15 protein-coding genes and 1 other RNA gene are annotated in these 12908 nt (G+C 65.3%); 14 read left to right on the forward strand and 2 right to left on the reverse strand.

Features of this window, described 5'->3' with window-relative positions; genetic code table 11:
* Positions 1–129: 129 nt before the first annotated feature.
* Positions 130–933, reverse strand: a complete 804-nt coding sequence (gene hisN / locus ACH49N_RS00540) for a histidinol-phosphatase (protein ID WP_358270634.1) — start codon at positions 931–933, stop codon at positions 130–132.
* A gap of 35 nt (positions 934–968) precedes the next feature.
* Positions 969–1463 (reverse strand): carbonic anhydrase, encoded by a 495-nt coding sequence (locus ACH49N_RS00545; protein WP_358270632.1) that lies wholly within the window; start codon positions 1461–1463, stop codon positions 969–971.
* Between the two features lie 180 nt (positions 1464–1643).
* Between ACH49N_RS00545 and prfB the strand changes: the two genes are divergently transcribed.
* From prfB to ACH49N_RS00615, 14 genes are all read left to right on the forward strand, one after another.
* Positions 1644–2750 carry a peptide chain release factor 2 gene (gene prfB / locus ACH49N_RS00550; protein ID WP_109331164.1) on the forward strand — a complete coding sequence of 369 codons (1107 nt, stop codon included), beginning with the start codon at positions 1644–1646 and terminating at the stop codon, positions 2748–2750.
* A 6-nt stretch (positions 2751–2756) separates the two neighbouring features.
* On the forward strand, positions 2757–3653 hold the full coding sequence (locus ACH49N_RS00555; protein WP_358270630.1) for a mechanosensitive ion channel family protein: 897 nt from the start codon (positions 2757–2759) through the stop codon (positions 3651–3653).
* Entirely contained in the window at positions 3650–4120 is a 471-nt protein-coding gene (locus ACH49N_RS00560; RefSeq protein WP_358270628.1) for a hypothetical protein, read from the forward strand. The genes ACH49N_RS00555 and ACH49N_RS00560 overlap by 4 nt, the downstream gene beginning before the upstream one ends.
* Before the next feature lie 55 nt (positions 4121–4175).
* Positions 4176–4865 (forward strand): cell division ATP-binding protein FtsE, encoded by a 690-nt coding sequence (gene ftsE / locus ACH49N_RS00565; protein WP_109331159.1) that lies wholly within the window; start codon positions 4176–4178, stop codon positions 4863–4865.
* A gap of 63 nt (positions 4866–4928) precedes the next feature.
* Positions 4929–5834, forward strand: coding sequence for a permease-like cell division protein FtsX (gene ftsX / locus ACH49N_RS00570; protein ID WP_159925989.1), 906 nt, complete (start codon positions 4929–4931; stop codon positions 5832–5834).
* A 73-nt stretch (positions 5835–5907) separates the two neighbouring features.
* A complete protein-coding gene (gene smpB / locus ACH49N_RS00575; protein WP_109331155.1) occupies positions 5908–6381 on the forward strand; it encodes an SsrA-binding protein SmpB in 474 nt (157 codons plus the stop codon).
* Positions 6382–6389: 8 nt separating this feature from the next.
* Complete coding sequence (locus ACH49N_RS00580) at positions 6390–7244, forward strand: DMT family transporter (protein ID WP_159927580.1); 855 nt, start codon at positions 6390–6392, stop codon at positions 7242–7244.
* A 92-nt stretch (positions 7245–7336) separates the two neighbouring features.
* Positions 7337–7708: a transfer-messenger RNA gene (gene ssrA / locus ACH49N_RS00585) on the forward strand.
* A 66-nt stretch (positions 7709–7774) separates the two neighbouring features.
* On the forward strand, positions 7775–8140 hold the full coding sequence (locus ACH49N_RS00590) for a CrcB family protein (protein ID WP_213571586.1): 366 nt from the start codon (positions 7775–7777) through the stop codon (positions 8138–8140).
* On the forward strand, positions 8137–8481 hold the full coding sequence (crcB, locus tag ACH49N_RS00595) for a fluoride efflux transporter CrcB (protein ID WP_358270625.1): 345 nt from the start codon (positions 8137–8139) through the stop codon (positions 8479–8481). Before ACH49N_RS00590 ends, crcB begins: the two co-directional genes overlap by 4 nt.
* 74 nt (positions 8482–8555) lie before the next feature.
* A complete protein-coding gene (pgm, locus tag ACH49N_RS00600; RefSeq protein ID WP_358270624.1) occupies positions 8556–10187 on the forward strand; it encodes a phosphoglucomutase (alpha-D-glucose-1,6-bisphosphate-dependent) in 1632 nt (543 codons plus the stop codon).
* A 66-nt stretch (positions 10188–10253) separates the two neighbouring features.
* The gene (locus ACH49N_RS00605) at positions 10254–11480 is read left to right on the forward strand and encodes an MFS transporter (protein WP_358270622.1); all 1227 of its coding nucleotides are present in this window, start codon (positions 10254–10256) and stop codon (positions 11478–11480) included.
* A gap of 26 nt (positions 11481–11506) precedes the next feature.
* Positions 11507–11995, forward strand: coding sequence for a MauE/DoxX family redox-associated membrane protein (locus ACH49N_RS00610; RefSeq protein ID WP_159925999.1), 489 nt, complete (start codon positions 11507–11509; stop codon positions 11993–11995).
* A gap of 41 nt (positions 11996–12036) precedes the next feature.
* On the forward strand, positions 12037–12768 hold the full coding sequence (locus ACH49N_RS00615; protein ID WP_358270620.1) for a DsbA family protein: 732 nt from the start codon (positions 12037–12039) through the stop codon (positions 12766–12768).
* Positions 12769–12908 lie beyond the last annotated feature (140 nt).

Consider the following 12908-nt stretch of genomic DNA (forward strand, 5'->3'; position numbering starts at 1 on the left):
TGGACACCAGCTATCTTACTCAGCAGTAAGGTGGGTGTCTACTATTGAGTAAGTTCCGGGCGTCAGGTCCCTGAACGACGAACGGCCCGGCCTGAAGTTCCAGGCCGGGCCGTTCGTCGTTCGGCAACGTCAGTGAGCGTGCAGGTGGGGCTTTCGTAGGCGGTCGAGGACCTCGTCGTGCAGCAGGCCGTTGGTGGCCACAGCGCTTCCGCCGTGCGGTCCGTCAGCACCGGTGAGGTCGGTGAAGCGCCCGCCCGCCTCCCGGATCAGTACATCGAGCGGAGCGAGGTCCCACAGCGAGACCTCGGGTTCCGCGGCGATGTCGACGGCGCCCTCGGCGAGCAGACAATAGGAGAAGAAGTCGCCGAAGCCGCGGACCCGCCAGACGTCGTCGGTGAGGGAGAGGAACTGCTCGCGGATGCCGAGATCCCTCCACCCCGACAGGCTCGAGAACGTGAGACTCGCCGATTCGAGTCGGTCCACGGCGGAGACGGAAATACGGCTCGGCGCGGCCCCTGCGAACGAGGCCCAGGCGCCGGCGCCCGCGGCCGCCCACCATCGGCGAGCCAGTGCAGGAGCGCTGACCACGCCCACGACGGGCACTCCGTCGTCGAGGAGGGCGACGAGAGTTGCCCACACGGGAACGCCGCGGACGAAGTTCTTGGTCCCGTCGATCGGGTCCACCACCCACTGACGTCCCGAGAACTGGGCATCGCCGCCGAATTCCTCACCCAGCACGGCATCGCCCGGGCGCTCCGTTTCGAGCGTCGACCGGACCGCCCGCTCCACCGCCAGGTCGGCGTCGGACACCGGAGTCAGGTCGGGTTTGTCGTCGACCGCGAGATCGAGAGCGCCGAACCGGGCCGTGGTGATCGCGTCCGCCTCGTCTGCGATGTGGAGTGCGAGCTGGAGGTCGGCGTCGAGGTCGGTCACGGTCGCACAGATTACTCGGCGGCGCCCGCCCCGCTTCAGTCGCTCGTGACTTCCCTGAGCTTTCCCGTGGCCACGTCGAACACGAATCCGCGCAGTGAGGTGGTGGCCGTGATGAAGGGACTCGACTCGATCCGACGCAGCGACTGCCGGACGTCCTCGTCGAGGTCCGAGAACGCCTCGGCCGCCCAGGTGGGCTTCAGGCCTGTCTCGTCCTGAATGGATCGCTTGAAGTCGTCGTCCGTGAAGGTCAGCATCCCACAGTCGGTGTGATGGATCAGGATGATCTCCGTGGTGCCGAGTAGCCGCTGACTGATGGCAAGTGAGCGGATCTCGTCGTCCGTCACCACCCCGCCGGCGTTTCGGATCACGTGGCTCTCTCCTTCCTCGAGGCCGAGGATCCGGTACACGTCCAGACGCGCGTCCATGCAGGCGACAACGGCGACGTGCTTACTCGGCGGAAGCGGCAGAGGTCCGCTGAACGTCTCGGCGTACCGTGCATTGTTCTTCAGGTACTCGTCTGTCACCGTCATCGTCGACTCCGTCCGGGGAAACTGCGGAATGGGGACCGCACAGGCATGTGCGCACCCGTGCATCGAACGCCTGGCACGTCGGCGACCGCAAGGGTTCGACGTCGGCTGATCGGAAGGGGTGACTGCCATCGCGCGCGGGGGTGAAATCGCCCGCAGAATTACCCGGTAACCTTGAACACCGTGCATCCCGACGTATCTGCAGAACTAGGCGAGCTCGACACCACCCTCCGTACCGTCGAATCGGTGCTGGATGTGGAGGAGCTGCGTCGCCGCATCGACGAACTCGAACACCAGGCGGCCGACCCTGACCTGTGGAACGACCAGGAGCATGCACAGCAGGTCACCAGCCAGCTCTCGCACTCGCAGGCCGAACTGCGCCGCGTCGAGGAGCTGCGCCAGCGGCTCGACGACCTTCCTCTTCTCTACGAGCTCGCGGAGGAGGATGCGGGTGCCGAGGCGCTCGCCGACGCCGATGCCGAGCGGGAGTCGCTGCGGGCCGACATCGAGGCCATGGAAGTCAAAACCATGCTGTCCGGCGAATACGACCAGCGTGACGCGCTGGTCAACATTCGATCCGGCGCAGGAGGTATCGATGCCGCAGACTGGGCCGAGATGCTGATGCGTATGTACATTCGGTGGGCGGAGAAGCACGGCTACGGGGTCGAGGTCTACGACACCTCGTATGCCGAGGAGGCCGGAATCAAGAGCGCGACGTTCGCGATCAAGGCGCCGTATACCTACGGCACCCTGTCGGTGGAAATGGGCACCCACCGCCTCGTGCGGATCAGCCCCTTCGACAACCAGGGGCGTCGGCAGACGTCCTTCGCCGAGGTGGAAGTACTGCCGGTCGTCGAGACCACCGACCACATCGACGTGAACGAGAACGACGTCCGCGTCGACGTCTACCGCTCCTCCGGTCCGGGTGGGCAGTCGGTCAACACCACCGACTCGGCGGTGCGCCTGACGCACATTCCGACCGGAATCGTCGTCACCTGTCAGAACGAGAAGTCGCAGCTGCAGAACAAGGTGTCGGCGATGCGCGTCCTGCAGGCGAAGTTGCTCGAGGTCAAGCGGAAGGAGGAGCGCGCGGAGATGGATGCATTGAAGGGCGACGGCGGCAGTTCGTGGGGAAATCAGATGCGTTCCTACGTGCTGCACCCCTACCAGATGGTGAAGGACCTGCGTACCGAGTACGAGGTCAACAACCCGTCGGCCGTCCTCGACGGCGACATCGACGGATTCCTGGAGTCCGGCATCCGTTGGCGGATGCGCGAGAACCAGGCCTAGACGCCTATGGAGATCACCGCAACCATGTTCGCTCCCACTCGGAATCTCCTCGACTGGCTCAGCTCCACAGGGCTGGCCGTGTCGTTGACGGTGCTCGGTGCCCTGCTGATGGCGAGACTCGTCAGCTGGGGCGGCGACAAGATCACCGACCGCATCGACAACAGTTACATGCAGGGCGACGCCCTGGTCCGATCCGAGACCACCAAGCACAGACACTCGGTAGCTCAGGTGATCACCTGGGTGGTCATCACCATCATCTATGTCATCGCCACCATGAAGGTGCTCGATCAGCTCAGCTTGCCGATCGGCAGTCTCGTGGCGCCAGCCACCGTACTCGGTGCGGCGCTGGGCTTCGGCGCGCAGCGCGTGGTCCAGGACATCCTCGCCGGATTCTTCATCATCACCGAACGTCAGTACGGCTTCGGTGACACGGTGCGGCTTTCCGTCACCGGGGCCTCGGATGACGCCGAGGGTGTCATCGAGGACGTGACGCTGCGTGTGACGCGGATGCGGAACACCGACGGCGAAGTCATCACCGTCCCCAATGGACAGATCGTGAAGGCGATCAACCTGTCGAAGGACTGGGCGCGCGCCGTGATCGACGTTCCGGTGCCCGCGGCCGCCGACATCAACCAGGTGAACGAAGTACTGCACCGGGTCGGTGTCGAAGCTTATGCGGATCGCGGCCTGAAGAAGCTGCTGCTCGACGAGCCGACGGTGATGGGTGTCGAACGCCTGACCGTCGACGAGGTGAGCGTTCGCATGGTCGCCCGGACCCTTCCGGGTAAGCAGTTCCAGGTCGGGCGGGCTCTCCGGGTACGCGTCGCCACCGCGATGCGCCGGCAGGGGATCACCGTGTCCCCGGACCTGCAGACCGTCCGGGTGGGGGAGGACGCGGTATGAGTGAAGAACCGAGGCGCGGACTCGATCGGATCCTGCACTCGCATGTCCTTCCGTCGAAGCTGTTCGGCGGACGGGTACGGACGTCGACGCTGGTGCTGTGCTTGCTGTGGGTGGCGCTGTACACCTTGTACACCTCGCTCAATCCCGCCGAGGACGCTGGACAGGCACCCCCGCCGGCCCCGACCATCACCACTCCCGTGCCCGGTGAGGAACAGGTTCCGGTGACATCACTGCCGTCGTCGACGGTCGACACCCCGACCGAGATCACCGAGACGACGGAGTCGACCACTACCGAGCCGACGCACCGATCCACCCCCGGGTTGACGATGCCGTCGCAGAGCACGCAGCCGACCACGACCACGCAGCCGTTCGGATTGCCGCAACTCTTCCCCGCTCCTGCAGCACCCGGAACGCCGACGACGATGTCCCCGGTCCCGACCGCGCCCAGCTCGCAGACGGGGCCATGACGCTCGGCCTGCGCGTCACTTGGTCACTGTTCGATAACGGCTAGACTGGCTCCTCGTGATCAGCGTCGAGAATGTGTCGAAGTCGTACAAGACCTCCACGAGACCCGCCCTGGACAAGGTGAGCGTCGAAGTGGACAAGGGTGAGTTCGTCTTCCTCATCGGCCCGTCGGGCTCGGGCAAGTCGACCTTCATGCGTCTGCTCCTCAAGGAGGAGTCACCGACCTCGGGCGACATTCACATCGCCGATTTCCACGTCAACAAGCTGTCGGCTCGGCGTGTGCCCAAGTTGCGTCAGAGCATGGGCGTGGTGTTTCAGGACTTCCGGCTTCTGCAGAAGAAGACGGTGTCGGAGAACGTCGCCTTCGCTCTGGAGGTGATCGGAAAGCCGCGAGCGATGATCGCGCGCACGGTTCCCGAGGTACTCGAGATGGTGGGTCTGTCCGGCAAGGCGGACCGCTTGCCGACCGAACTCTCCGGTGGTGAGCAGCAGCGCGTCGCGATTGCGCGGGCGTTCGTGAATCGGCCGTTGGTGTTGCTGTGCGACGAGCCCACCGGCAACCTCGACCCGGAGACCAGCCAGGACATCATGTTGTTGCTCGAGAGGATCAACCGCACGGGCACGACCGTGGTGATGGCGACGCACGATCATCACATCGTCGACTCGATGCGTCGTCGTGTGGTCGAACTGGACCTCGGAAGAGTGGTGCGGGACGAAGCCCGAGGTGTGTACGGCGTGGGGCGTTAGCCGCCCGCCCTCCCTCGACGCCAGCCCGTCCGCAAGCCATTCGACGAAGGACTCCGATTTCCGATGCGTGCCAGTTTCATTGTCAGTGAGCTCCTCACCGGACTCCGTCGCAACGTCACCATGACGATCGCGATGATCCTCACGACCGCGATCTCCCTCGGGCTGTTCGGAAGCGGACTCCTCGTGGTGCAGATGGCGGGCAAGACACAGCAGATCTTCCTCGACCGGGTGGAGGTGCAGATCTTCCTCACGGACGACATCTCCACCTCGGACCCCGGCTGCGAGGCGGAGATCTGCCGTTCGCTACGCACGGAACTCGACGACACCCCGTCAGTGGTATCGGTGGAGTACCTCAACCGGGACGATGCCGTGAAGGACGCGACGGAGCGGGTGTTCAAGGATCAGCCCGAGCTCGCTGCACTGGTCAGCCCCGACAGCTTCCCGGCGTCGTTCAAGGTCAAGCTGAGCGACCCCGAACGGTTCGGGGTGATCAACGACCAGTTCGGTACCCGACCCGGGGTCGAGAGCGTGCTCAACCAACGTGAACTTGTCGAGCGTCTCTTCAGCGTCCTCAACGGCGTGCGCAATGCGGCGTTCGCGATTGCCGTCGTGCAGGCGGTCGCCGCTGTGCTTCTCATTGCGAACATGGTGCAGATCGCGGCGTTCACCCGGCGGACGGAGGTCGGGATCATGCGGTTGGTGGGCGCTACGCGGTGGTACACGCAGTTGCCGTTCCTCCTCGAGGCGGTGGTCGCGGCGGTGATCGGTGCCGTACTCGCCATCGTCGGCCTGTTCACCGCGAAGAACATGTTCATCGACGACGTGCTGGCCGATGTGTACGAGGCGAACATTGTCGCCCGGATCTCCAACAGCGACGTGCTGTTCGTCTCACCCGTGCTCCTGCTGGTCGGTGTGGGCATGGCGGCGGTCACCGCCTACGTGACGTTGCGCTTGTATGTGCGCGAATAATTCGGTTTGCTCCCTCTCCTATGCTGGAGACAACGAACTGCTCATGAACATCGCGGACTGAAAGGCCCGGAACGTGAAGGAAAAGGGCCGCAAGGTCATTGCGACCAACCGCAAGGCGCGTCACAACTACGCCATCATCGACACCTACGAAGCGGGCATCGCACTCGTGGGAACCGAGGTGAAGAGCCTGCGCGAGGGAAAGGCGTCGCTCGTCGACGCATTCGCCACCGTCGACAACGGCGAGGTGTGGTTGCGATCGCTCCACATTCCCGAGTACACCCAGGGCACGTGGACCAACCACGCGCCACGGCGCACCCGGAAGCTGTTGCTACACAAGCGTGAGATCGATCACCTCGTCGGGAAGACGAGAGAGGGTAATCAGACCCTCGTGCCGCTGTCGATGTACTTCTCGGACGGCAAGGTGAAGGTGGAACTTGCGCTGGCGAAGGGTAAGCAGGATTACGACAAGCGTCAGGATTTGGCCAAGCGCACCGCCGAACGTGAGGTGACCCGCGAACTCGGACGACGAGTCAAGGGAATGCGCTGACCGGCGTCCTGCTCGCGCTGGTCGCTGCCATCGGCTACGGCGTGAGCGATTTCGTCGGTGGAGTGGCCTCTCGGCGGGTGGCTGCACTGCGGGTGGTCATCGTCTCGTATCCGCTGTCGCTGGTGATCGTGCTGGTGATCGCGCCGTTCGTGGCGGGCACGTTCACCACCTCGTCCCTGTTGTGGGGCGCGGTCTCCGGCGTGGCCGGCGGTGTCGCCGTGTGGTGGTTCTATCTGGCGCTGGCAGCAGGCCCGATGTCGGTGGTGTCGCCGTTGACTGCCGTCCTGGTGGCAGGCATACCCGTTCTCGTCGGTCTCGCTTTCGGGGAACGGCCCGGATCGATTGCGTACGCCGGGATTGCTGTCGCGCTCGTCGCCGTCGTGCTGGTCAGCCGAGAGTCACCCGACGAGACGGCCGGCGAGGTGGCGGGTGGGCGAGTGCTCACGTTCACGAAGTCCGTCGCGTTGCTGACCGTCGGTTCCGGTGTCGCCTTCGCCATCGCGTTCGTGGCGCTGCACCAGATCGGTGCCGAGGGCGGGTTGTGGCCCCTGGCCGTCTCGCGCGCCGCCGCCACAGCCGTGGTGTGGGTGGTGGCGCTGGCGTCCGGTCATTTCCTTCTGCCACACGGAGAGCCGATGAAGCTCGCCGTCTACGTCAGTTTCCTCGATGTCGCGGCCAACGCCGCAATGCTCTACGCATTCCAGGGCGGGTTGCTCTCCCTGGTCAGTGTGATCGGATCGCTGTACCCCGCAGCGACCGTGCTGCTGGCCATGGTGATGCTCGGCGAACGGGTGAGCAAGGTGCAACAGGCCGGAATGCTGCTGGCGCTGGCGGCCGTCGGGATGATCGCCGTCGCCAGTTGAGACCGCCCACACGCCGCTGCAGACAAGTGGGATGAAACCGCGCCGGGTTCGCGTTACACTGGGTGGCCCCCCGAGAGTCGTGGGGGACGTACGGGGCTGAACGGTTTCGACTGCGTACGTTGAGGTAGGGGAAGCGTGTCGGTGCAGGCAAGAGACCACCGTAAGCGTCGCTGCAAACATATAAGCGCCGATTCCAATCAGCGCGACTACGCACTCGCTGCCTAAGTAGCGACTGCGTGTCTGTCAGTCCGGGTTCGCCCTCGGCCCGGGTACTGGCATCAGCTAGAGGGCTTTACCGTTCGGCTCGGTCGCGGAGCCGAACGGGACAACTCACAGCGACTGGGATCGTCATCCTGGCTTGTTTGCGAGACTGGGAGATCCAAGTAGAGGCATAGCAAACTGCACACGGAGAAGCCCTAGCTTTGCTGCGTAGGACCCGGGTTCAATTCCCGGCAGCTCCACCCCGAATCCGGGCCGGACACCACACCAGGTGTCCGGCCCGAATCGTGTCCGCGAGGGAAGGAACGCCGGTGCCCGTGTCGAAATCCGTCCTCGTGGTCGCCGCGGGAGGAGCGCTCGGAGCCACCGTCCGGTTCATACTGGCCCAGCAGTGGCCAGGTATCTGGACCATTCTGGCCATCAACGTCGTCGGTTCGTTGCTGCTCGGGTACCTCGCCGAGATGCTAGGGCCGGACCGACCGTTGCGGCTGTTCCTCGGGGTCGGTGTCCTCGGCGGATTCACCACGTTCTCGACTTTTGCCGTCGATGCCGTGGGGGAGGATGCCGGACGCGCCGCGCTGTATGTGACGGCCACTCTGCTGCCTGCCCTCCTGGCGGCACGGCTGGGCATGCTCGTCGGCCACCGCCATCGCCGGGCTCGTGGAGCGCTCGTATGACCCTGCTCCTCGTTGCCCTCGGTGGCGGACTCGGATCCGCCGCCCGCTACCTCGCTGCGCGCTATGTGGTGCCGTACCGCAGTTTTCCCGTCGCCACGTTCGTGGTGAACATCAGCGGTTGCCTGATCCTCGGAATGGTGTCGGGCGCAGCGATGTCTGCGCAGCTGTTCGCGTTGTTCGGCACCGGTTTCTGCGGTGGTCTCACCACCTATTCCACCTTCGCGGTCGAGTCGGTCGGGCTCGCGCGTATCCGGCGCACCGTGACCTCGCTCCTTTACGTGGTTGCCAGCGTCGGCGCCGGATTGGGCGCCGCCTGGCTCGGCTTCCGATGGACGTATTGATCGCGGACGGTGCCGCGAGGGTGCAGGATGGGACCGATAGTCGAGTACGGCATCGTCGATGTGGAGGAGGTCTCGTGGCGCACGACAGGGCGGGTCAGGTGGCACTGCCGGAGGATCTGGTGGACATTGCGCATCTGGTCACTGCGTACTACAGCCGTGTGCCCGATCCCGATAATCCCTTGCAGCAGGTGCTGTTCGGGACTTCCGGGCATCGCGGATCGAGCCTCGACTCGGCGTTCAACGAGGCCCACATCCTCGCCACGACGCAGGCCATCGTCGAATACCGGGCGTCGCAGGGTATCGACGGTCCGCTGTTCCTGGGTCGCGATACGCACGCGCTGTCCGAACCCGCCTGGATGTCGGCACTCGAGGTGCTGGCCGCCAATGACGTGACGGTGCTCATCGATTCACGGGACCGCTACACGCCGACCCCCGCGGTCAGCCACGCCATCCTGCGGTACAACAGCAGCCGTCCCGAGTCCGTGGCGGACGGGATCGTGGTGACGCCCTCGCACAATCCGCCGCGCGACGGCGGATTCAAGTACAACCCACCACACGGGGGTCCCGCTGGTTCCGAGGCGACAACGATCATCGCCGACCGCGCGAACGACTTACTGCGCCGCGATCTGTCGGGAGTCAAGCGCGCGTCTGCGGAGCGGGCCATCCAGCGCGCCGAGCGATACGACTTCCTCCGCTTCTACGTCGACGACCTACCGAGCGTGCTCGACCTCGATGCCATTCGCCGCGAGGGAGTGCGGATCGGAGCCGATCCGCTGGGCGGTGCGAGTGTCGACTACTGGGGTGCCATCGCCGACACGCATCATCTCGATCTCGAAGTCGTGAACCCGCTCGTGGACCCCACCTGGCGGTTCATGACTCTCGATACCGACGGCAAGATTCGCATGGACTGCTCGTCCCCGGATGCCATGGCGTCCCTGATCGGAGCACGGGACCGCTTCGACATCGCCACGGGCAACGATGCCGACGCGGACCGGCACGGAATCGTCACTCCCGACGGTGGACTGATGAACCCCAACCACTATCTCGCCGTAGCCATCGACTACCTGTTCGCCCACCGGCCGGGGTGGGGTCCGGCGGTTCGGGTGGGCAAGACACTCGTCAGTTCGTCGATGATCGACCGGGTGGTCGACAGCCTGGGCCGCGACCTGCTCGAGGTCCCGGTGGGTTTCAAGTGGTTCGTCCCCGGACTTCTCGAGGGATCACTCGGATTCGGCGGGGAGGAGAGCGCGGGGGCGTCGTTCCTGCGACACGACGGCCGGGTGTGGAGCACCGACAAGGACGGCATCATCCTCGCGCTGCTCGCCTCGGAAATCACGGCGGTCACCGGTAAGACACCATCGGTTCGTTACGGGGAGCTGGCAGAGAAGTTCGGCAGTCCGGCGTATGCCCGTATCGATGCGCCCGCGACGCGGGAGCAGAAAGCAGTCCTGGCCAAGCTGTCGCCGGAACAGGTGACGGCAACCGAACTCGCGGGGGAGCCCATCACCGCGACCCTGACGACTGCTCCGGGAAACGGGGCACCGCTCGGCGGGTTGAAGGTCACCACGGCCAACGCGTGGTTCGCGGCCCGGCCGTCGGGAACCGAGGACGTGTACAAGATCTACGCCGAATCGTTCGAAGGTCCCGAGCATCTCGCACAGGTGCAGGCGGCCGCCAAGGAACTGGTGGCCGACGCACTGCGGTAACCCCGCGCCGAGGCGACCCGGGGTGAATGTCTCCGTGTCGGCGGCTGCACATAGCATCGATTCCCGATGAACACTCGTGAAGCTGGGCCGCTCTCCGGGACCAAACCCCGACTTCCCTCGGAAATCTGGGTGCTGGTGTCGGCCAGCTTCGTCATCGCACTGGGTTTCGGCATCGTCGCGCCGGCGCTGCCGCAGTTCGCGCGTAGCTTCGACGTCAGCGTGACGGCCGCGACGGTCGTGATCTCGTCCTTCGCCTTCATGCGGCTGGTGTTCGCCCCGCTCAGTGGGCGGCTGGTGCAGAAGTTGGGGGAGCGACCGGTCTACATCACCGGTCTGTTGATCGTTGCGGCGTCCACGGCGGCCTGCGCGGTGGCAGGTGACTACTGGCAGCTGTTGATCTTCCGCGCACTGGGCGGAATCGGCTCGACGATGTTCACCGTGTCCGCAATGGGTCTCGTCATCCGAATCGCACCGGTCGACAGTCGCGGCCGGGTATCCGGGTTGTATGCCACAAGTTTCCTGCTGGGCTCGATCAGCGGACCGCTCGTCGGCGGGCTGCTCGTCGGATTCGGTCTGCGTGTCCCGTTCGTCATCTACGCCATCGCCCTCGTGATCGCCGCCGCAGTCGTTTTCGTCAGCCTCAAGGGGTCGCATCTCACCGCACCGGACGCCACCGCTGCGGGGGCCGCCATGACCTTGAGAGAGGCCCTGAGGTCGTCCGTGTACCGCGCCGCGCTCGGATCCAACTTCGCCTTCGGTGGGGTCATCTTCGGCGTACGGGTCGCGATGGTCCCGCTGTTCGTCGTCGAGGCGCTCCACCGCGAGGAAGCGCTCGCCGGAATCGCGCTCGCCGTGTTCGCCGTCGGCAACGCGCTGGTTCTCATCGTGTCGGGAAGGCTTTCCGACACCTACGGCAGGAAGCTCTTCGTCGTGCTCGGCCTCCTGGTGTGCGGGGCGAGCACCGTCGGCATGGGACTCAGCGAGGATCTCGTCGTTTTCCTCGTGCTCTCCGGTGTCGCGGGTATCGGTTCCGGCATCATGAGTCCCGCCCAGCAGGCGGCCGTGGCGGACGTCGTAGGTGCGAAGTCGCGTGGCGGGCCTGTCCTCGCCACGTTCCAAATGGTGGCCGACGTGGGCGGCGTTCTCGGTCCGGTCGGCGCCGGTCTACTCGCCCAGCACCTGTCCTACGCGGTCTCCTTTGCCGTTACGGGTGGTGTGATGCTCGTCGCCGCAGCAGGCTGGTTGCTGGTGCCGAACAAGCCGGCCCCGAAGGTGTCGGTCGAAGCGCTCTGACCGGCGACGTCTGTACTCTCGTTTCGGTGTGGATCAGGATCGTCTCCCTCGTCGCCCGCGTGTCCCTCGCCGCCGTCTGGCTCGTCTCCGGCGCGCTCAAGGTGGCAGATCCCGCACAGACGATCATCGCGGTTCGCGCCTACCAACTGCTCCCGGAAGACCTCGTCCGTCCCGTTGCCAACGCCCTACCGTTCTTCGAAATCGCCCTCGGCCTACTGCTTCTGATCGGGCTCGGGGTCCGGGCCACGGCGGTGGTGTCGGCGGCCCTGCTGCTCGTCCTCGTCGGCGTCATCATTTCGGTGTGGGCGCGTGGCCTGTCCATCGACTGCGGTTGTTTCGGCGGTGGAGGAGCGGCCGACGTCGATGGCTGGGACTACACCAAGGAAATCCTGCGGGACATCGGATTCCTCGCGCTGGCGGCCTGGTTGATCGTGTTCCCCCGTACTCCATTCGCGCTGGGGCTCGCATCGCGGGCGCCTTTCTCAGTGGCCCCTCAGCCGACGATGGCAGAGTAAGCACCTGGTAAATCGATCCGACATCGAAGGACTGCATCCACGTGAGCTCGAAGAACAAGTACACCCCGCAGCCGGAGTCCAGCCGGTCCACCTACATCCTCGGTGGGCTCGCCGTACTCGTCATCGCAGCCCTCGTGATAGGCGGCGTGATCTGGCAGAACAGCCGAAGCAAGCCGCGCAACGACGGTTACGGGGGAGTGCAGAACTCCGAGGTCCGGGTGGCGGTCGAAGACAACGGCGTGGTGCTCCTCGGCCGTCCCGACGCAGCCACCACGATCGATCTGTTCGAGGACCCGATGTGTCCCTACTGCGCCGAGTTGGAGAACAAGAACGGACAGGAACTGGCCAAGGCCGTCGACGACGGGAAAGTGGCTGTCCGCTACCACATTCTGAACTTCCTCAACCGGTTGTCGGCCAGCGGTGACTACTCCACGCGCGCTGTCGCGGCGTCACAGTGCGTTGCGGCGACCGGTGACGCGTCGGTGTACTCGGACTTCCACGCTGCCCTGTTCGCGCCCGAGAACCAACCGGCGGAGAACGGCGATTCCGACCACTCCAACGAGGAACTGGCGCAGATGGCCCGCGACGCCGGAGCGTCCGACGAGGCCGCGCAGTGCATCACCACCGGGGCGAAGGTCGAGCAGGCTGCGATCGACGCGGAGGCCGGCCGTCAAGCTCTGAGCGCGAGCGGTGCAACGGGCACCCCGGCAGTGGTTCAGGACGGCACCGTCATCGACGCGCTTTCCAACGAGAACTGGGTGTCCCAGCTGTAGGCGGCTCCGCCGCCCGTGCGCCTTTCTGGTTGTCCCGGCAACCACAAAGGCGCACGGGCGCGAAGCGCCTCTGAGCAGGCGATTTGTTGGCCAGGTCGACGATGGTGTAACTTTCTTCGAGCACGCGGAAGTCATTCCTG

Origin of the sequence: Rhodococcus sp. NPDC019647, assembly GCF_044389235.1 — a bacterium.
GTDB classification, from domain to species: Bacteria; Actinomycetota; Actinomycetes; order Mycobacteriales; family Mycobacteriaceae; genus Rhodococcus_F; species Rhodococcus_F oxybenzonivorans.